Raw genomic sequence first — 18,509 nt, forward strand, 5'->3', positions numbered from 1 at the left:
CATTCGGTCAGCCCTGTCCCGTCAGCCGGTCAGCGCGCCGGGGCCGCCACCCGGGTCAGCGCGTCGAGCAGGAACACCTCGGTGCCGGCCAGGCCGGTGGAGCAGAAGACGGAGACCTGGTCCGCGCTGGTCCGGCCGGGGACCGCGCCGGCCAGGATGCCGCCCAGGTCGCGCAACCGCCCGGCGTACGGGGGTGTGGCCGCGAGCATCGGCGGCTGGTAGTCCGCCGCCTGGGCTGCCGAGTCGGTGACCAGCAGATCGGCGGTGTCCAGCAGATCGGTGCCGAACTCACTGCGGTCGCGTTGCTTGAAGCCGACCGCGTTGACGTGCGTGCCGGGGCTGAGGTCGGCGGCGCAGAGGACCGGGGTCGGGCTGGTGGTCGCCAGCACCACCAGGTCCCGCCCGGCGACGGCCGAGCCCGGGTCGGCCACCGCGCGGGCCGGCACGCCCAGTTCGTCACGGACCCGGGTGGCGAAGATCTCCCGGCGAGCGGCGGACCGGCTGTGCACCACCACCTCGCGTAACGGGCGGACCGCGGCTGCGGCCCAGACCTGGGTCCACGCCTGTCGGCCGGAGCCGATCACACCGACTGTGGCGGCGTCGGGTCGGGCCAGCGCGTCGACCGCGACGCCACCCAACCCGCCGGTACGACGGGAACCCAGCTCCTCGCCCACCGCGACCGCCCGGATCGCCCCGGTCCGGGCGTCGTGCAACACCACCAGTTGCTCGCCCTGGGGGTGGCCGAAGGTGTCGTACGAGCGGAAGCCGTACCACTCGCCGACCAGGTGCCCGGCGGTGAGCACCATCCGCCCACCGCCCAGCGGTGCGGCGGCCCGGGGCGGCGCGATCAGGCGTCCCTCGTACGCGGCCAGGAGCGCGGCACGCATGGCGTCGACCGTGGTGGCGGCGTCCAGCGCGGCGGCGACCTCGGGGTCGGCGTAGAGCATGGTCATGCTGGCGATACTGCAAGTTGAAGTAAGGTAGAGGTCAACGGACCGTGGTGGTGGTCACCGCCACGGCGCCGGGGTCGGTGCTAGCGTCGGATTCGGTGGCCGGTTGTTCATGGCCGCTCCGGACGAGTGGTGGGCGTACCCGGTCAGGCCAAGACGCCCCGCGTGACGTGCAGACTCGACTCGTCCCGGCGCGGCAGCCCCGGGCACTTCCGGTGAGGTGAACGATGGCCTGGCTCGTACTGGTGATCTCGGGACTGCTGGAGACGGCCTGGGCAATCGCCCTGGACCGCAGCGCCGGTTTCAGCCGGCTGACCCCGTCCGTGGTGTTCGTGGTGGCCCTGCTGCTGAGCATGGCCGGGCTGTCGTACGCGCTGCGGGACATCCCCGTCGGCACCGGCTACGCGGTCTGGGTCGGCATCGGCGCGGTCGGCACCGCGCTGGTCGGAATGCTGGCGCTCGGCGAGTCGGCGAGCCTGCCCCGAATTCTCTGCCTGCTGCTGGTGGTCGCGGGCGTGATCGGGTTGAAGATCTTCCACTGAGGCGCTCCGTCGGCAGGCGTGAGCCGCGCCCACAGTGGGTAGTGATCGATCTGTCACGACAGGCTCTCAACCGGAGGAAGACATGGCCGACATGCCGAGCACCGCCCGTCCCCGCAGCAGCGCCGCCCGCATCCTCACCATCGTGGGTTTCGTCTTCGCGGTCCTGGCCCTGCTCCTCAACCCGATCATCTTCGGCGTGCTCGGCGTCATCGCGGGCGTCGTCGGCGCGGTGCTGGGCGACAAGCCGCTGGGTTGGTACGCCGCCGTGGCGAGCGTCGTCGCCGCGATCATCAGCCTGGTGATCATCGGCGCCCTGATCAACAACTGACCGCTCCCCCACGTCACGGGCCCGCCGGAAACCGGCGGGCCCGTCCTGCGTCCGGGATCGGCTGTCGGTCAGTCCCCGTCGCCGCGCAGACCGACCAGGACCTCGTCCAACTCGTCCGGCTTGACCAGCACGTCGCGCGCCTTCGACCCCTCGGACGGCCCGACCACTCCCCGGGTCTCCATCAGGTCCATCAGGCGACCGGCCTTCGCGAAACCGACCCGCAGCTTGCGCTGGAGCATCGAGGTCGAGCCGAACTGCGAGGTGACCACCAGCTCCACCGCCTGGACCAGCAGGTCGAGGTCGTCGCCGATGTCCTCGTCGATCTTCTTCTTGCTCTCCTGCGCCGGGGCCAGCACGTCCTTGCGGAACTCCGGCTCCCGCTGGTCCTTGCAGAACTTCACCACATCGGCGATCTCGCGCTCGGTGACCCAGGCGCCCTGGATGCGCACCGGCTTGGAGGCGCCCATCGGCAGGAAGAGCCCGTCACCACGGCCGAGCAGCTTCTCCGCGCCCGGCTGGTCGAGGATGACCCGGGAGTCCGCCAGGGAGGAGGTGGCGAACGCCAGCCGGGACGGCACGTTCGCCTTGATCAGACCGGTCACCACGTCGACCGAGGGACGCTGGGTGGCCAGCACCAGGTGGATACCGGCGGCACGGGCCAACTGGGTGATCCGGACGACCGAGTCCTCCACGTCGCGCGGCGCGACCATCATCAGGTCGGCCAGCTCGTCCACGATCACCAGCAGGTACGGGTACGGCCGCATCTCGCGTTCGCTGCCCGGCGGGGCCTTGATCTCGCCGTTGCGGACCTTACGGTTGAAGTCGTCGATGTGCCGGACCCCGTTGGCGGCGAGGTCGTCGTAGCGCATGTCCATCTCGCGGACCACCCAGTCCAGCGAGTCGGCCGCCTTCTTGGCATTGGTCACGATCGGGGTGACCAGGTGCGGGATGCCCCCGTAGCCGGTCATCTCGACCCGCTTCGGGTCGATCAGCAGCAGCCGGACCTCGTCCGGGGTGGCCCGGGTGAGGATGGACACCAGCAGGGTGTTGAGGCAGCTGGAGTTGTGGGTGGGGATGCACGCGCGGCTGGCCAGGTACAGATGACTCGGACTGTCGACCTCGATGCATCGCACGGGCACCGAGGGAATCGGTCGTACATCCACGATGTATCGCCGGGAGGTTGTGGCACGCCCGCTGACCACCTGACGACTTGCCTTGCGTGTGAGCCGGAAGACCTTGTCGGACGGGGTGAAGTGGATGCGGTAACAGGTGGAGGACGCCTCGGTCCGGCCCTTTACCCGCTTGGTCGTCATTGTCGCCTGGTAGCCGAGCCCGATGATCAGCTCTAGCGCATCCTGCGCCAGACGTTCGTTGGTGAGACCGAGCTCGACGCCACCCCGAGGGGAAATTGTTCCGTCCGTGTCCAACAGACCGGCCAGCAGAGCACGACGCTGCTGTTCCGAGGAGCGTAGGTAGCTGGCAGGGATATGTTTCGTGCCGATCTCGCGGAACGAGTGCCGCAACGTCCGGTACTGCTCACGGGGAGCGGACTCTGACTCTCGGCGGTCCGGACGGACAGCCCTGGCCCGACCTCGAGCCGCCCTGCACACAGCGGTGAGGCCGACCCCGACCTGCCGAGCCGCCCGCACGAGGCTCACACCCTGAGCGAACAGATCCACGGCCTCGGCGATTCGCCCATCCCGTTCTGGCCCATTGGAGATCGTATATTGCAGCCGGCTGGAGGGATGCTTCGTCACGACGTACCCGTCCAGCCGAATGTTGTCCAGCAGTTCCTCCTCGTCGCAGGTGAAGCCGGCCGTGCCGGTCGTGCCATCACCCAGCCAACAACCCATGGTGTACGGAGCGATTGGTAGATCCTGCTCTGCATAGTCGAGGGGTCCGCACACCGCGACCGCATGGTTGGCCCAGGATCCGCCACGCCCGACCACCCGCAGCGAGGCTGCGATCTCTTCGGTCGTCACTGGCCGGTCGTCGAAGCTACGCCTCCGACCCGACCGGCCCGGATCAGCGACGAGCTCGCTCAACGCCTGATAGAGACGGTGACGGGAATAGGCGGGAACTCGGCGGGTCACCTCGCGTCCACCCCGCACATACCTGGTCAGGGTATTCCCCGGCTCCTTCGGCAGCCCACGCGCGACCTTATACAGCGCGTTCCGGAACTGCTGGCCGGCGTCGGAGATAACCTCATCAGTCGATACCGAGCGATCAGGCTCTGCCAACACCTCGTCTGCCTTTGCAGCCAGCCGCCGCACATCATCCGCCGACCAGTAAGACCCGTCCCTCCAGCGATGGGTTCGCTGGGTGCGGCCAGCCCTCGTCGTCGTTTGCCATTGGTGCTGGGCGTCAGCGACGATGACCGTGCCGTCGGAGAACTCCACTTCGTAACACGGGCGGTCGTACATCACTGGGGTGGCAGCGACGATGGTGCAGCTACGACCGCGTTCGTCGAAGACCTTCCCGCCAACCTGGAGGTCACCCATCGTGGACCAGCCGTCAGGCGTCGGGATCGGTGTGTCCAGGGCCAGCGCCTTGCCCGCGCCGGTGGCGCCGGCGATCAGGATGTGTGGCATCTTCGCGAGGTTGGCCACCACGTAGCCGCCCTCGATGTCCTTACCGAGCGCCACCACCATCGGGTGGTGATCGCTGGTCGCCGCCCGTGAACGCAGCACGTCGCCGAGGGCGACGTTCTCCGGGTCGGTGTTCGGGATCTCCACGCCGACGGCGCTCTTGCCCGGGATCGGGCTGAGGATCCGGACGTCCGGCGACTTCACCGCGTACGCGATGTTGCGGGACAGTTGGGTGATCCGCTCGACCTTGACGCCGTGGCCCAACTCCACTTCGTAACGGGTGACGGTCGGGCCACGGGTGAAGCCGGTGACCGCGGCGTCCACATCGAACTGGTCGAACACGCCGGTCAGCGCGGCGATCACCTCGTCGTTGGCCTTGCTGCGGGTCTTCGCGGCAGCCCCGGCACTGAGCATGTTGGCCGGTGGCAACGTGTAGTCCCCGGCCAGCCCGGTCAACGCGAGCTGCTCGGCCCGGGTCGGGGCGGGCGAGTGCTCCGGCGGCTCGGCCGGCGGCTTGCGGCTCGCCGGCACCTTCGCCGGAGACTTGCGCGGCAGCACCATGGTTTCCTGGAGGTCCGCGCCGTCCAGGTCCTCGAAGTCGTCCGGGTCCAGTGGCGGGGGCATCCGCTTCGCCGGTCGTCTGCGGGCCGGCTTGGCGGCCGACTCGTCCGCCTCCTCGTCCGCCTCCGGTGTGCCCACCAGCCCGCCGGCGAGCAGGCCCAGCCGCTCGGGAATCTTGTTGATCGGCGTCGCGGTCACCACGAGCAGGCCGAAGAGCAGCAGCAGAATGAGCAGCGGCACCGCCACCCAGGCGGTCACAGCCCGCTCCAGCAGCCCACCGACGCCCGCGCCGACCAGGCCGCCGGCGAAGTCACGTTGCAGTGGGCCGGCCGGGTCCTGGCCGATCTGGAGCAGCGCGGCGGTCGACACCAGCAGCGAACCCCAGCCGATCAACCCGCGGCCCCGGTGCGCCGGATCCGCCGGCTGACGCATCAACCGCCACGCCCCGATCATCAGCAGCACCGGTACGACCACCGAGATCGCGCCCAGGAACAGCCGGACCGTGTCGGCCAGTCGCGCCCCCACCGGCCCCGCTCCGGACAGCCAGAGCGCCACGGCGGAGAGCAGGGCGAGCCCGAACATCAGCAGCCCGGCGCCGTCCCGGCGGTGCTCCGGGTCGAGATCACGGGCCGAGGCGGCCTGCCGGCCAGCGGCGCGCACGGCCCAGCCCATCCCGTGCGCCAACCCCATCCACAGTGCACCGACCGCACGGCCGACGTAGACCGCCGGGCCGGGCCGGGGCGGCGTGGTGCGACGTCGGACCGGAGCCCGGGTGGTCTTCTTCGCCGGCTGACGGGCACGACTGTTAGTGCCACCGCGCGGCGACGCGCCGCGCCGCCGGCTCGCCTGAGAGGTACGGCCCGCCATAGAGTCACGGTAACGGTGGGGCCGGGCAGATCCCCGCTTTTCCGGTTCGTGTCCGCGCGTCGTAACACGAACCCCGCCGCCGGTCGTGATATCCGCCTCAGAAGGGATGCCCCATGGCGTCGCCGGAAATCGCGGGCGATCCGGACGATCCGCTGGCCGGGCACCCTGGCGCACTGCGTCCACTGACCGGCGAACTGGTCGCCGCGGTGCTCGCCGCCCGCGGCCGGTCCGTCGGCCTGACCCCGGACGGCGAACTGGTGGGCCGCTTCGACGACAACATGATCTGGTTCCTCCGCGTCGGCGGCGACGGGGAGCTGCTCCAGATCCGCACGATGGTCGATCCGACCTTCGGCATCGAACGGGTGCCCGACCTGTACGCGTTCTGCAACTCCTGGAACCACGACCGGCTCTGGCCGAAGGCGTTCGTGCACGTCGACGACGACGGCCGAGCCCGGGTGTACGGAGAGGTGATCGCCGACCTGGAACGCGGAGTGACCCCCCATCAGCTCGACCAACTGCTCGACTGTGGCATCTCCACCGGCTGCCAACTGGCCGTGGCGGTCCGTCGACTGCCCGGCGCGGTGCCGTCGTGACCGGCCGGGTGCCGGCGCTGGAGGCCGCGCTCACCGACGCCCGCGACCTCCCCGACGGCCCGGCCCGGCAGGTGGCGCTGGAACGGCTCGCCGAACGCGCCGACGCGGCCGGCGACGTCCGGTCCGGGATGGAGGCGCGGTTCGCGCTGATCGAGGCGTACCTGCTGCACGGGGAGCGGTGGCGGCTGGTCGAGCCGGTCCGGCGCTGCCGGGCCGCCGCCGACCACCGACCCGACCTGCTCACCGACCCGGAGACCGGGCTGCTGCTGCGCTACCAGCGGTACGCGGTGGAGGCACTGCTCGGCACCCCCCGGGTCGGGCTGGACCAGACCCGGTCCCTGCTGCACGACCTGGCCCACCGCGTCGGCGCGGACGGCCCGGACACGCCGACGGTCGCGGAGCTGCACTGCCGGATCGCCGATCACCTGGGCGACGAGCCCACCGCCCGGCACTGGTACGAGCGCTGGTCCGGCAAACGGCCCGGCCCGGCCGGCGGCTGCCCGGGCTGCGCCTCGGCCCGGCGCGCCGAGTTGCTGGCCGGGTGGGGCGAGTGGACCGCCGCGCTCACCGAACTCGCCGAATCCGACGGCGATCCGCGTTCCTGCACCGACCAGCCCGAACGGGACCTGGTCGCCGGTCTGCTGCCGGCACTGCGCACCGGCGAGCCGGCGCGGGCGGCGGCGGCACACGTGCGGGCGTACCGCCGGCACCGACGTGAGCGGGCGGCGTTCCCGCACCTCGCCGCGCACCTGCGGTTCTGCGCGCTGGGCGGGCACCTGGAACGCGGGCTGGCCATTCTGGCCGAGCAGCTGCCCCGGTTGGACCGGCCGACCGACGATCTCGCCGCGATGGAGTTCGCCGCCGCCGGGGCACTGGTCTGCGCGCTGGCCGTGGAGGCGGGGCTGGGCGGGCGGACGATGCCCCGCCCGGCGTACGGCGAGCGGGCGGCCACCGAGTTGGACGTTGCCACGCTCGGGGCGCTGCTGCTCGGGGTGGCCAGCGAGTTGGCAGGCAGCTTCGACGCGCGCAACGGCACCGGGCACCACTCCGGACGGATGGCCGCCTGGTTGGCCGAGCGCCCACTCGCGGCGCAGGTTCCACTGCCCACCGACGACGAGCCTGACGGGCTCGACGAACCCGACGACGACCGTTCCGACGTCGAGGCCGAGCCTGGCGAACGCGAGTTGTCAGCGCTCTCCCTCGCCATGATCACCGCGATCCTCGACGGGCGCGGCGACCCGTACCTGGTGGACGAGGGCGAGACCGTGGTCGGCCACTGGGACAGTGCGGTGATCCAGTTCCGGCGGGCCGGTGAGCGCGGTGAGGTGCTACACGCCCGCGCCATGGCCAACCGCCGGTTGCCGGCGGCCCGCCGCGCCGAGGCGTACGCCTTCTGCAACGCGTGGAACCACGACCGGCTGCTGCCGAAGGCGTACGCCCACGACCTCGGCGACGAGTTGGTGCTGGCCGGCGACCTGGCCACGGACCTGGCCCACGGCGTCGCCCCGGCGCAGTTGCGGGTCCTCATGGACGCCGCCATCGCCACCGGCGTCGCGTACGCCGAGGCGGTCGCCGCGCTGCCCTGACCGCCCCGGACACGGCGACGCCGGCCCACCCCGTTCGGGTGGACCGGCGTCAGCGGGAGTCGCTCAGACCTCGACGACGGTGGGCACGATCATCGGCCGACGACGGTACTTGTCGTTGACCCACCGCCCCACGGTCCGCCGGACGATCTGCTGGAGCTGGTGTGGGTCGGTGATGCCGTCCGCCGCGGCCCGGTTGAGCGCCTCGGTGACCAGCGGCACCACCGGGTTGAACGCCTCCGGGTCCTCGGAGAAACCCTTCGCGGAGAGCGTCGGGCCGGCGACCACCTTGCCGGTGACCGAGTCGACGACCACGGTGGTGGCGATGAAGCCTCCGTCACCGAGGATCCGCCGTTCGGTGAGCAGTGACTCGCTGACGTCGCCGACGGCAAGGCCGTCCACGTAGACGTACCGGCTCTTCACGTGCCCGACCAGGCTGGCTCGGCCCTCGACCAGGTCGACGACGTCGCCGTCCTCGCAGATCACCACCCGGTCGGCGGCGACCCCGGACTCGATGCCGAGCCGGGCGTGGGCGCGCAGGTGCCGCCACTCGCCGTGCACCGGCATCAGGTTGCTGGGCCGGACCACGTTGAGCAGGTAGAGCAGCTCGCCCGCCGGGGCGTGCCCGGAGACGTGCACCTTGGCCACGTCCTTGTGCACGACCACCGCGCCGGCCCGGGCGAGCCGGTTGATCACCCGGTAGACCGAGGTCTCGTTGCCGGGCACCAGCGAGGAGGCCAGCACGACGGTGTCACCGGGGGCGATGGTGATGTGCCGGTGGTCGCCGCTGGCCATCCGGCCCAGCGCGCTCATCGGCTCACCCTGGGAACCGGTGGACATCAGCACGATCTGCTCCGGCGGCAGCGTGGTCGCCTCCTCGATCCCGATGACCAGGCCGGCCGGGATGTTGAGCAGGCCGAGGTCCCGGGCGATGCCCATGTTGCGGACCATGGAACGGCCGATCAGCGCGACCTTGCGACCGTGCTCGGCGGCGGAGTCGAAGACCTGCTGCACGCGGTGCACGTGCGAGGCGAACGAGGCCACGATGATGCGGCCCTTGGCCTTCGCGAAGATCGAGTCGAGCACCGGCCCGATCTCCCGCTCCGGGGTGACGAAGCCGGGGATCTCCGCGTTGGTGGAGTCGGACAGCAGCAGGTCGACGCCTTCGGCACCGAGCCGGGCGAAGCCGGCCAGGTCGGTGATCCGGCCGTCCAGGGGAAGCTGGTCCATCTTGAAGTCGCCGGTGTGCAGCACCAGGCCGGCGGGGGTGCGGATGGCCACCGCGAGGGCGTCCGGGATCGAGTGGTTGACCGCGAAGAACTCACACTCGAACGGGCCGAGCCGCTCGCGGCCGCCCTCCCGCACGGTCAGCGTGTACGGCTGGATCCGCCGCTCGGCCAACTTCGCCTCGACCAGGGCGAGGGTGAACTGTGAGCCGACCAGCGGGATGTCGGGCTTGTGGGCGAGCAGGTACGGCACCGCGCCGATGTGGTCCTCGTGGCCGTGCGTCAGCACGATCGCCTGGACGTCGGCGAGCCGGTCCAGGATCGGGCCGAAGTCGGGCAGGATCAGGTCCACACCCGGCTGCTCGACGTCGGGGAACAGCACCCCGCAGTCGACGATCAGCAACTTGCCGTCGTACTCGAAGACGGTCATGTTCCGACCGATGGCGCCGAGCCCGCCCAGCGGGATGATCCGCAGGCCGCCCTCCGGCAGCGGCGGGGGCAGTTCCGCCTCGATGTGCGCCTCGGTCACGCGTCCACCTCGTTCTGCGACGCCGTTACTCGACGTCCATCGTTTCGTTCGTTCATTCGGGCAGCTCCAGGCCCGCTGCCGCGAAGTCCGCGCGCAGCTGGGCGATCTCGTCGTCGGTGGCGTCCACGAGCGGGGGTCGCACCGGGCCGGCAGGCAGGCCCAGCGATGCCAGGCCCGCCTTCACCAGGATCGTGCCCTGGGTACGGAAGATGCCGGTGAACAGCGGCAGCAGCCGCCGGTGCAGGGCCAGCGCGGCAGGCATGTCCCCCGCGTCGTACGCCTCGATCATCTGTGCGGTCAGCGCCCCGGTGAAGTGCGTCGAGGTGCCGACCACGCCCACGCTGCCGACGGCCAGCGCCGGAAGGGTGAGCGCGTCCTCGCCGCTGTAGAAGGCGAGGGTGGTCCGGCTGGTGACCCAGCTGGTGGCGGTCAGGTCGCCCTTGGCGTCCTTGACCGCGACGATCCGCCCGTGCTCGGCGAGCCGGACCAGCGTCTCGGTGTCGATCGGCACGCCGGAGCGGTGCGGAATGTCGTACAGCATCACCGGCAGGCCGGTGGCGTCGGCCACCGCGGTGAAGTGGCGCAGCAACCCGCTCTGCGGCGGCCTGTTGTAGTACGGGGTGACCACCAGCAGACCGTGCGCGCCCGCCTTCTCGGCGGCGGCGGCCAGCTCGATGGTGTGCCGGGTGTCGTTGGTGCCGACGCCCGCGACCACCTTGGCGCGGTCACCGACGGCCTCCACCACGGCCCGGATCAGGTGCTCCTTCTCCGCGTCGGTGGTGGTCGGCGACTCACCGGTGGTGCCGTTGACCACCAGCGCGTCGTTGCCCTGCTCGTCGACCAGGTGGCTCGCCAGCCGGGCGGCGCCGTCGAGATCGAGGGAACCGTCGGGGGTGAACGGGCTCACCATGGCTGTGAGCAGCCGGCCGAAAGGGCGGGACGCCGGTCGGGCGGCGGCGTCGAGGTGGTCGTGCGTCATACCCTCCAACCTAGCGGACGACCAGCCGGGGCCCGCCGGGGAAGGGCTCAGGACGCCTCGTGCGGGCTGGCCGCCACTTCGGTGCCGTCCGGCAGCGTGGAGATCACGAAGTCGGCGAACACGTTCGGGGCGACACCCTGCAACTGGCGCAGGCACTCCACGGCCAGCTCACGGATCTCCACATCGGCATGCTCGGTGGCCCGCATCGCGATGAAGTGCCGCCACGCCCGGTAGTTGCCGGAGACCACGATCCGGGTCTCGGTGGCGTTCGGCAGCACCGCCCGGGCCGCCTGCCGGGCCTGCTTGCGGCGCAGCGTCGGGTTCGGCTCGTCGGCGAAGCGCTGCTCCAGGCCCTCCAGCAGCTCGGTGTACGCCCGAACGCTCGCCTCGGCCGCCTCTACGAACTTCTTGTGCAGCTCCGGGTCGTCGGCGATGACCGCGGGCTCGACCATGGCCGCGTCCCGCTCCGGGACGTAGCGCTGGGACAGCTGGGAGTACGAGAAGTGCCGGTGCCGGATCAGCTCGTGGGTGAAGGAGCGGGACACCCCGGTGAAGTAGAAGGTGACCGACCCGTGCTCCAGCACGCTCAGGTGGCCCACCTCGAGGATGTGCGCCAGGTAGCCGGCGTTGGTGGCGGTCGCCGGGTTCGGCTTCTTCCACGACTGGTAGCAGGCCCGGCCGGCGAACTCGGCGAGCGCCTGGCCACCCTCCGCGTCGGTCGACCACGGCACGTCGTCCGGGGCCGCGAATTGGGTCCACGCGATCAACTTGACCTGGGGCTGCACCATGTCCGGCATTCCTGGGACTTTAGTGGTGCGGTGCCGGCCGGCCCAACTCAGCCGCGCCACGTGCAATGACGATCACTCAGGCGGTGAGGCCTCCGACGCACCCGGGGCGTGGGCCGGGGTCCGCGCATCGTCGTCGAGGCCCGGGGCCGACAGTTGTGTCGGCGTCCCTTTGGAGCTGAATCGTTTACGACATCAGCCCTGAGTGCTGGGCCGCCCGAGCCGACGAACGCCGCCCGAGCGACCCGAGGCGCCCAAGCGAGGCCCGCGCGACCCGAGCTGCCGCTTCCGGGTTGCTGAAAGTCGGGGTGTCCGGGGCGGGTGGATGGCCCCGTTTCGTGAATGCCGAGTCGATCATGGGTTGGTCGGGCGACCCGAACAGTCGGGCAACTGGCCGGCGGCGACCGGCCGAGGCGGGCGACTCACCAGCGGCGACCGGCCGAGGAGATCGGCGGAGCAGGCGACACGTGATGTCGCAAACGATTCAGCTCCAAAGGGAGTCCGACCACCGGATGCCCGCCGAGCGCCGCATCAGCGGGGCGGCGCGCCGGGCGGGCGGCGGTGGCGACGGGTCAGACGTAGAGCGAGGTGAACGGCGCCCAGGGCAGGTTGCGCAGCACCGAGAAGGCCAGCCACACGCCCAGGAACCCGCCGATGACCTTCGAGCTGACCCGTAGCTCGGGCAGCCGCCAACCGAACGCCTGGTTTGCCGCCCAGGCCACGAAGAGGTACGCCAGGAACGGCAGCGCGAAGATGAACAGGAAGTGGTGTCGGGCGGCGGCCGGCAGGTCGCCGTGCAGCACGTACCAGAGCGCGCGGGTGCCACCGCAGCCCGGGCAGTCCAGCCCGGTGGTCAACTTGAGCAGACAGGTGGGTAGGGCGTCCGGGGCGGCGTGGGTCGGATTGCTGAGCAACGCGTAGCCCATCCCGACGGCGACACAGCCGACCGCCGCCAGCGGCGCGGCCCAGCGTGGCGAGCGTTCGTGGAGCCGCAGCACGAACCGGGTGATCCGATCCGGCTCAGGCGCCGAGTAGCCAACCGCCGAAGTCGTCGGCCAACCCTCCGGACCCGCACCGCCAGGGCCGAAGCCGTCGGGACCCGCACCGCCGGCACCGAAGCCGTCGGGCGTCGCGCCGTCGGCCGGCGCCAGGTGGACCGCCGCGGGGGCGGGCTGCGGTTGGTCGACCGGTCCGGAAGGGCTCGTCACGCGCTCACGGTACACCGGACACGCCGGCCAACGCGGCGGTGAGCGGACCGGCCAGATCGCCGGCCGCGGGCGGTGCCACCGCGTCCAGGCCGAGCCAGCCGGCCAGCCGGTACAGCTCCGCGGCCAGCGCGACGGCGGTCTCCCCCGGGTCGGCGCCGGGTTCGAGCCAGGCGGCCGGCACCAGCAACACCCCGGCCTTGCGGTCGGCCTTGAGGTCGACGCGAGCGGTGAACCGGTCGCCCTGCAGGAACGGCAACACGTAGTAGCCGTAGACCCGCTGAGGCGCCGGGACGTAGATCTCGATCCGGTAGCTGAAGTCGAACAGCCGCTCGGTGCGGGCACGTTCCCAGATCAACGGATCGAAGGGGCTGACCAGCGTGTTGCCCCGCACCCAGCGGGGCAGCCGGGCGGACGTGTGCAGCCACGCCGGCTGACGCCAGCCCGCCACGGTGACCGGCACCAACTCACCGGCCTCGGCCAGCTCCGCGACGGCCTGTCGGGCACCGGCCAGCGGCAGTCGGAAGTAGTCGCGTAGCTCCGGCTCGGCGGCCACCCCGAGCGACCGTGCGGCAAGGGCCACCAGCGTGCGGTACGCCTCGGCGTCGCTCGGGGTGGGCGCGGCCAGCGCCGCCGCCGGCAACACCCGCTCGGGCAGGTCGTATCGGCGGGCGAACGAGGTGCTGCGCTCGGCTGCGGCCACCTCCCCGGCCCAGAACAGGTATTCCAACGCCCGCTTGACCGCCGACCAGTTCCACCCCCAGTTGCCGGTCTCCCGGGGCGCATCGTGCTCGATCTCGGCAGCTGTCAGCGGCCCTCGGGCGGCCACCTCGTCGCGGACCCAGGCGACCAACTCCGGCTGCTCCTGGGCGATCCGCCGCATGCCGCCCCAGGATTCGCTGTGGGCGCGAGCCATCCGCCAGCGCAGCAACCGGTGCAACTCGACCGGGACCAGCGACGCCTCGTGGCCCCAGTATTCGAACAACTCCCGCGGGCGCCGGTAGGCGGCCTGGTCGAGCAACGTGGTCGGGTACGGCCCGAGTCGGCTGTAGAGCGGCAGGTAGTGCGCGCGTTGCAGCACGTTGACCGAGTCCATCTGGATCAGCCCGACCCGGCCCAGCACCCGCCGTAGGTGCCGGCGGGTGGGCACGCCCGTCGGCGCCGGGTCGGCGAAGCCCTGGGCGGCGAGCGCCACGCGGCGGGCCTGGGCCAGCGAGAGTGATTCCGGTGTGGTCATCGTCGGCGACCTTAATTCATCGGTACGACGCCGGTGCGGGAAGCTGGACGTGACGACCAACGAGGCATAGAACGGTGCAATGCTGACCATCCGTCGGGAGGAGCCGGACGACGCCGAGGCGGTCGCCCGGGTGCACGTGCACGGCTGGCAGGCGGGCTATGCCGGTTTCATGCCGGACGAGGTGCTCGGGCGGCTCAACGTGGTGGCCTGGGCGCAGCGTCGGCGCGACGTCGGCACCGCCGATCCGGAGCACCCGTTCACCACCCTGCTCGGCGAGGTGGATGGATCGGTGGTGGGCTTCACCACCTTCGGGCCGTACCGCCGCAACCAGGACCGCGACGACCTGGACCCGACGGTCGGCGAGGTGGTGGCGCTCTACGTGGAGCCGGCCCGCTGGGGTGACGGGACCGCCGCCGCGCTGCTGGACGCCGCCCGGAGCGGGCTCACCGAGCGCGGCTGGGCCGGGTACCGGGCGTGGGTGCTGGCGGACAACCGGCGGGCCCGTCGGTTCTGCGAGCGCGCCGGCCTGTCACCGGACGGTGAGCGGTCGACCTACCAGGTGCCGCTGGCCGGCGGGGGCCCGCCGGTCGGGCTGGTCGAGCTGCGGTACGCCGGACGCCTCGACCGCTGACCCGTGCGGGGTCAGCCACCGGCGGATCGGCAGGAAAGCCAACAGCGCCAGACTGATCCACACGTAGGCGTTGCTGCCCAGGAAGCCGTCGACGCCGGTGAAGTCCTTCTCCCAGAACCAGACGGTCCGGCTGATCAGCAGCGCGTACCCGATGGTCGCGGCGACCAGCAGGACCCGCCGCCGGCGGCCGGCCGGCGCGGCCATCGCGTTGTCGACCAACAGGATCAACGCGGGTAGCAGCCAGACCAGGTGGTGTACCCAGGTGACCGGGCTGACCAGGCACATCACGGCACCGGTCAGCGCCAGGCCGGTCGCCTCGTCGCCGGCCGCGACGGCGGCCCGGGACCGCCAGGCCCAGAGCGCCAGGGTGCCGAGCACCAGCAGCAGCCACAGCAGGGTGCTCGGGTGCTCCGGATCGAGCCGGGCGACCACCCCGCGCAGCGACTGGTTGGACACGAAGGCCAGCTCGCCCACCCGCCCGGTGTTCCACAGCGCCTCGGTCCAGAACTCCCGGGACGCGTCCGGGAAGAGCGCGGCGGCCAGCAGCGACACCCCGGCAGCCGTGCCACTGGCGGTGAGCGCCGCCCGCCATCGCCCGGTCACCAGCAGGTAGACGATGAACACGCCCGGGGTCAGTTTGATCGCTGTGGCGAGGCCGATGCCCACCCCGGCCCACCGGTTGCCGACCGGCAGCAGACGCAGCAGGTCCACCGCCACCAGGAAGAGCAGCAGCGTGTTGACCTGGCCGAAGTTGACCGTCTCGCGCATCGGCTCGAACGCGGCGGCCAGGCAGAGCGCCACGGCGAGGGCGAACCAGCGGGTCCAGCCGGCGCGGCGGGCGATCGGGTCGACCAGCCACCAGATCAGCACCGTGGTGGTGGCCACGCTGGCGAGCACGCTCACCACGATCGCGGCCGACCACGGCAGGTACGCCATCGGCAGCATGGCCAGTGCGGCGAACGGCGGATAGGTGAAGCCGTACTGGGTGCCCGGCTTGAGGTAGTCGTAGATCTCCCCGCCGTCGTGCACCCACCAGGTCAACGCACCGTAGTAGACCTTCAGATCGAAGAACCCGTGCCGGACGGCCGCGACGGCGAGGAACCCGGTGACCGCCGCGGCGAGCACCACCACCCCGACGACCTGCGCGGTTGTCCTGTTGGCACCCTGCGCCACCGTCGTCTCCCTCGCCCTGCGTAGGCTTCCGTCCCATGGCTCTCGGGTACGTCCGCCCGGCGCGTCCCGAGGACGCCGGCGAGATCGCACGCATCCAACTCGCGACCTGGCGGGTCGCGTACCGCCGGATCCTGCCTCGGCATGTACTCGACAACCTGGACGAGGCGTTCCTCGCCCGGCGGTGGAGCGCCGCGGTGTTGGAGCCGCCCTCGGGCGCGCACCGGGTGCTGGTCGCCGTCGAACAGGCCGAGCAATCGTATCTGGTGGGGTTCGCCGCCTCCGGCCCGGCCGACAGCGAGGCATTGGCGCCGGGCGAGCCCGCCGACGCGCTCGGCCCGGACGTGGCGGCGGTGACCGACCTGCTGGTGGAGCCGCGCTGGGGCCGGCGGGGGCACGGCAGTCGGCTGCTCGCCGCCGCCGTCGACCTGTGGCGGGAGGACGGCATGAGTCGGGCCGTGGCCTGGGCGTTCGACGGTGACGAGGCGACTCGCAAGTTCCTCACCAGCACCGGGTGGGAGCCCGACGGCGCGGCCCGCGCGCTGGACGTCGACGACATGCTGGTGCCCCAGGTGCGCCTGCACGTGGGCGTGCCGACCGAGAAGGTCGAGTGACCGGTGTGGCGGCCCCGGGTCGAGGCCGCCACACCGACCCGGATCAGCCCTTGTCCGAGCCGTCGTTCGCGTCGCGGACGAAGTACCGCTGGAACACCACGAAGATGATCGCCACCGGGATGGTGGCCAGCAGCGCGGCGCCGAGCTTGAGCGGGTACTGGGTGCCGCTGCCGAGTGAACCGCTGACCAGGTCGGCCAGGCCCCGCGGCAGGGTGAACAGGTCCGGGTCCTGCACCGACACCAGGCTGTGCGGGAACTCGTTCCAGGAGCCCTGGAACGACAGGATGGTGAGGGTGATCAGCGCCGGTTTCGCCATCGGCAGCACCACTGACCAGAAGGTGCGGAAGATGCTCGCCCCGTCGATCCGTGCCGCCTCCTCGACGCTCACCGGGATCGACTCGAAGAACTGCTTCATGATGAACACGCCCGCCGCGTCGGCCAGCAGCGGCACCACCAGACCGGCGTAGCTGTTGTAGATGCCCAACTGGTTGAGCACCAGGAACTTCGGGATCAGCAGCACCACCCCGGGCACCGCCATCACCGCGATGACGGCGGCGAACAGACCGCTGCGGCCCCGGAATCGCAGTCGGGCCAGCGCGTACCCGGCGAGGGAGTCGAAGAAGACCCGGCCGAGGGTGACCAGCACCGTCACCAGCAGCGAGTTGCCCAGCCACAGGGGAAAGTTGGTGCCGGCGAAGATCCGCTCGAAGCCGGCGAGGGTGAGCGGGTCCGGGAACGGCGACAGTGGGTTCGCCGCCGCGTCCGGTTCGGTCTTGAGCGAGTTGCCGATCTGGATGACGAACGGGTAGAGGAACACCAGCCCGAAGAAGACCAGCGTGGCGTACCCCAGGAAGCGAGTGGCCAGGGTGCGGGCCGCGCGCTCGTCGCGCCGCGCGGGCGCCGTCGCCGGGCGGTCGGTGAGCACGGCCATCTCAGGACCTCTCCGGTACGCGTCGACGCCACCAGCCGCGTCGCGGCCGGTCGGTGTCCCGTTCGGCCAGCACCCGCCGCTGGATCAGCGTGAGCACGATGATGATCAGGAACAGAACGAAGGAGATCGCCGCGCCGGAGCCGTAGTCGAAGTCCCGGAAGGCGGTCCGGTACGACAGGTAGGCCGGGGTGAGCGTGGTCTTGGCCGGGTCGCCCTGGCTCATCACGTACACCTGGTCGAAGACCTGCCAGGAGCCGATCATGCCCAGGGTGAGGACCAGGAAGGTGGTGGGCCGCAGCAGCGGCAGTGTGACGTGCCGGAAGCGCTGCCACCGGGACGCGCCGTCGAGAGTGCTCGCCTCGTCGAGCGTGACCGGCACGTTCTGCAGCCCGGCCAGGAACATGAGCATGAAGGTGCCGGAGGTGGTCCAGATGACCAGCGTGATGATCGAGATCATCGCCACGCTCGGGCCGGCCAACCAGTCCCACCAGGTCAGCCCGAACGGGCCGCCGTCGGCCAGTGCCGCAGGTGGCGAGTCCACGCCGACCACGCCGAACAGCAGGTGCAGCACTCCGCGGGAATCGGCGAACCACTCCGGGCCGTCGATACCGGCGAAGCCGAGCAGCGCGTTCACGGCACCGGAGTTGGCGAACAGGAACAGGAACACCACGCTGATCGCGACGGAACTGGTGACCGAGGGGAAGTAGAAGGCGCTGCGGAAGAAGCTCTTGCCCTTGAGCATCCGGTTGTTGACGACCAGCGCCAAGCCGAGCGCGAGCACTGTCTGCGCCGGCACCACGATCGCCACGTAGTAGATGTTGTTGCGGATGCTGGTCATGAAGTCGCGGCGGGCCAGCCCGTCCTCGGTGAACAACTGGGTGTAGTTGTGCGCGCCAACGAACGGGACGTCGCCGGTGAAGGGGGTGCCCTGGCCGTTCCAGTCGGTCAGGCTGACCCAGAGCGCCATCAGGATCGGCAGCAGCAGGAACAGCCCCAGAATGGCGATCACCGGCGCGACGAAGAGCCAGCCGGCGAGGTTCTCGTTGCTCCGGATGCCGCCCCTGCGCCGGCGGGGGCCCGGCCCGGGCGCGGTCGCCACGGCGGCCTGTGTGTCGATTGCCATCGTCCCTCCCTTCCTCTCCGGCCGACGTGCGGCGGGGACCCCGGTGGTCGCCGGGGCCCCCGCCAGC

General features: G+C 71.3%; 16 protein-coding genes, 1 pseudogene and 1 riboswitch. Of the genes and pseudogenes, 6 read left to right on the forward strand and 11 right to left on the reverse strand.

Annotated elements, in window-relative coordinates; all coding sequences use genetic code 11:
- Positions 1-29: 29 nt before the first annotated feature.
- The gene (locus tag V6U86_RS24235) at positions 30-953 is read right to left on the reverse strand and encodes an ornithine cyclodeaminase family protein (RefSeq protein WP_334506809.1); all 924 of its coding nucleotides are present in this window, start codon (positions 951-953) and stop codon (positions 30-32) included.
- A gap of 92 nt (positions 954-1,045) precedes the next feature.
- Positions 1,046-1,116: riboswitch (guanidine-III (ykkC-III) riboswitch) on the forward strand.
- A 61-nt stretch (positions 1,117-1,177) separates the two neighbouring features.
- Between V6U86_RS24235 and sugE the strand changes: the two genes are divergently transcribed.
- Both sugE and V6U86_RS24245 read left to right on the forward strand, forming a co-directional pair.
- Positions 1,178-1,492 (forward strand): quaternary ammonium compound efflux SMR transporter SugE, encoded by a 315-nt coding sequence (gene sugE, locus V6U86_RS24240; protein WP_334506811.1) that lies wholly within the window; start codon positions 1,178-1,180, stop codon positions 1,490-1,492.
- A gap of 82 nt (positions 1,493-1,574) precedes the next feature.
- The gene (locus tag V6U86_RS24245; protein ID WP_124771411.1) at positions 1,575-1,820 is read left to right on the forward strand and encodes a hypothetical protein; all 246 of its coding nucleotides are present in this window, start codon (positions 1,575-1,577) and stop codon (positions 1,818-1,820) included.
- A 68-nt stretch (positions 1,821-1,888) separates the two neighbouring features.
- Here V6U86_RS24245 and V6U86_RS24250 read toward each other — a convergent pair whose 3' ends face one another.
- A complete protein-coding gene (locus V6U86_RS24250; RefSeq protein WP_442935005.1) occupies positions 1,889-4,321 on the reverse strand; it encodes an FtsK/SpoIIIE domain-containing protein in 2,433 nt (810 codons plus the stop codon).
- A 30-nt stretch (positions 4,322-4,351) separates the two neighbouring features.
- Positions 4,352-5,836, reverse strand: a pseudogene (locus V6U86_RS24255) (DNA translocase FtsK 4TM domain-containing protein); the annotation flags it as partial.
- Between the two features lie 113 nt (positions 5,837-5,949).
- Between V6U86_RS24255 and V6U86_RS24260 the strand changes: the two are divergent.
- Entirely contained in the window at positions 5,950-6,429 is a 480-nt protein-coding gene (locus V6U86_RS24260; RefSeq protein WP_334506814.1) for a YbjN domain-containing protein, read from the forward strand.
- Complete coding sequence (locus tag V6U86_RS24265) at positions 6,426-8,015, forward strand: YbjN domain-containing protein (RefSeq protein WP_334506816.1); 1,590 nt, start codon at positions 6,426-6,428, stop codon at positions 8,013-8,015. Before V6U86_RS24260 ends, V6U86_RS24265 begins: the two co-directional genes overlap by 4 nt.
- A 63-nt stretch (positions 8,016-8,078) precedes the next feature.
- Here V6U86_RS24265 and V6U86_RS24270 read toward each other — a convergent pair whose 3' ends face one another.
- From V6U86_RS24270 to V6U86_RS24290, 5 genes are all read right to left on the reverse strand, one after another.
- The gene (locus V6U86_RS24270) at positions 8,079-9,767 is read right to left on the reverse strand and encodes a ribonuclease J (protein WP_124854118.1); all 1,689 of its coding nucleotides are present in this window, start codon (positions 9,765-9,767) and stop codon (positions 8,079-8,081) included.
- Between the two features lie 52 nt (positions 9,768-9,819).
- A complete protein-coding gene (dapA, locus tag V6U86_RS24275; protein WP_334506820.1) occupies positions 9,820-10,746 on the reverse strand; it encodes a 4-hydroxy-tetrahydrodipicolinate synthase in 927 nt (308 codons plus the stop codon).
- A gap of 47 nt (positions 10,747-10,793) precedes the next feature.
- A complete protein-coding gene (gene thyX, locus V6U86_RS24280) occupies positions 10,794-11,534 on the reverse strand; it encodes an FAD-dependent thymidylate synthase (protein ID WP_334506932.1) in 741 nt (246 codons plus the stop codon).
- A 569-nt stretch (positions 11,535-12,103) separates the two neighbouring features.
- Positions 12,104-12,739 (reverse strand): DUF2752 domain-containing protein, encoded by a 636-nt coding sequence (locus V6U86_RS24285; protein ID WP_334506822.1) that lies wholly within the window; start codon positions 12,737-12,739, stop codon positions 12,104-12,106.
- Positions 12,740-12,743: 4 nt separating this feature from the next.
- Positions 12,744-13,973 (reverse strand): winged helix-turn-helix domain-containing protein, encoded by a 1,230-nt coding sequence (locus V6U86_RS24290; RefSeq protein WP_334506823.1) that lies wholly within the window; start codon positions 13,971-13,973, stop codon positions 12,744-12,746.
- A gap of 79 nt (positions 13,974-14,052) precedes the next feature.
- Here V6U86_RS24290 and V6U86_RS24295 point away from each other — a divergent pair, with 79 nt between their 5' ends.
- Positions 14,053-14,604: a GNAT family N-acetyltransferase gene (locus tag V6U86_RS24295; RefSeq protein WP_196927908.1), complete on the forward strand. Its 552-nt coding sequence runs from the start codon at positions 14,053-14,055 to the stop codon at positions 14,602-14,604.
- On the opposite strand, the gene V6U86_RS24300 is transcribed toward V6U86_RS24295, so the two are convergent.
- Entirely contained in the window at positions 14,503-15,777 is a 1,275-nt protein-coding gene (locus V6U86_RS24300; protein ID WP_334506825.1) for a glycosyltransferase family 87 protein, read from the reverse strand. The two genes, V6U86_RS24295 and V6U86_RS24300, sit on opposite strands and share 102 nt — an antisense overlap.
- 35 nt (positions 15,778-15,812) lie before the next feature.
- On the opposite strand from V6U86_RS24300, the gene V6U86_RS24305 reads away from it, so the two are divergent.
- A complete protein-coding gene (locus V6U86_RS24305) occupies positions 15,813-16,388 on the forward strand; it encodes a GNAT family N-acetyltransferase (protein ID WP_334506827.1) in 576 nt (191 codons plus the stop codon).
- Between the two features lie 43 nt (positions 16,389-16,431).
- Here the strand turns inward: V6U86_RS24305 and V6U86_RS24310 are convergent, their stop codons facing one another.
- Positions 16,432-17,319, reverse strand: coding sequence for a carbohydrate ABC transporter permease (locus V6U86_RS24310; protein WP_334506829.1), 888 nt, complete (start codon positions 17,317-17,319; stop codon positions 16,432-16,434).
- A 1-nt stretch (position 17,320) separates the two neighbouring features.
- On the reverse strand, positions 17,321-18,442 hold the full coding sequence (locus V6U86_RS24315) for a carbohydrate ABC transporter permease (RefSeq protein ID WP_334506831.1): 1,122 nt from the start codon (positions 18,440-18,442) through the stop codon (positions 17,321-17,323).
- Positions 18,443-18,509: the final 67 nt, after the last annotated feature.

The organism is Micromonospora sp. CPCC 205558, assembly GCF_036902955.1.
Taxonomy (GTDB): Bacteria; Actinomycetota; Actinomycetes; order Mycobacteriales; family Micromonosporaceae; genus Micromonospora.

Coding starts and splice junctions, on each gene's coding strand:
- thyX (WP_334506932.1), bottom strand. CDS start 11,534: ATGGTGCAGCCCCAGGTCAAGTTGATCGCGTGGACCCAATTCGCGGCC.
- V6U86_RS24235 (WP_334506809.1), bottom strand. CDS start 953: ATGACCATGCTCTACGCCGACCCCGAGGTCGCCGCCGCGCTGGACGCC.
- sugE (WP_334506811.1), top strand. CDS start 1,178: ATGGCCTGGCTCGTACTGGTGATCTCGGGACTGCTGGAGACGGCCTGG.
- V6U86_RS24250 (WP_442935005.1), bottom strand. CDS start 4,321: ATGGGTGACCTCCAGGTTGGCGGGAAGGTCTTCGACGAACGCGGTCGT.
- V6U86_RS24295 (WP_196927908.1), top strand. CDS start 14,053: ATGCTGACCATCCGTCGGGAGGAGCCGGACGACGCCGAGGCGGTCGCC.
- V6U86_RS24290 (WP_334506823.1), bottom strand. CDS start 13,973: ATGACCACACCGGAATCACTCTCGCTGGCCCAGGCCCGCCGCGTGGCG.
- V6U86_RS24315 (WP_334506831.1), bottom strand. CDS start 18,442: ATGGCAATCGACACACAGGCCGCCGTGGCGACCGCGCCCGGGCCGGGC.
- dapA (WP_334506820.1), bottom strand. CDS start 10,746: ATGACGCACGACCACCTCGACGCCGCCGCCCGACCGGCGTCCCGCCCT.
- V6U86_RS24245 (WP_124771411.1), top strand. CDS start 1,575: ATGGCCGACATGCCGAGCACCGCCCGTCCCCGCAGCAGCGCCGCCCGC.
- V6U86_RS24310 (WP_334506829.1), bottom strand. CDS start 17,319: ATGGCCGTGCTCACCGACCGCCCGGCGACGGCGCCCGCGCGGCGCGAC.
- V6U86_RS24305 (WP_334506827.1), top strand. CDS start 15,813: ATGGCTCTCGGGTACGTCCGCCCGGCGCGTCCCGAGGACGCCGGCGAG.
- V6U86_RS24260 (WP_334506814.1), top strand. CDS start 5,950: ATGGCGTCGCCGGAAATCGCGGGCGATCCGGACGATCCGCTGGCCGGG.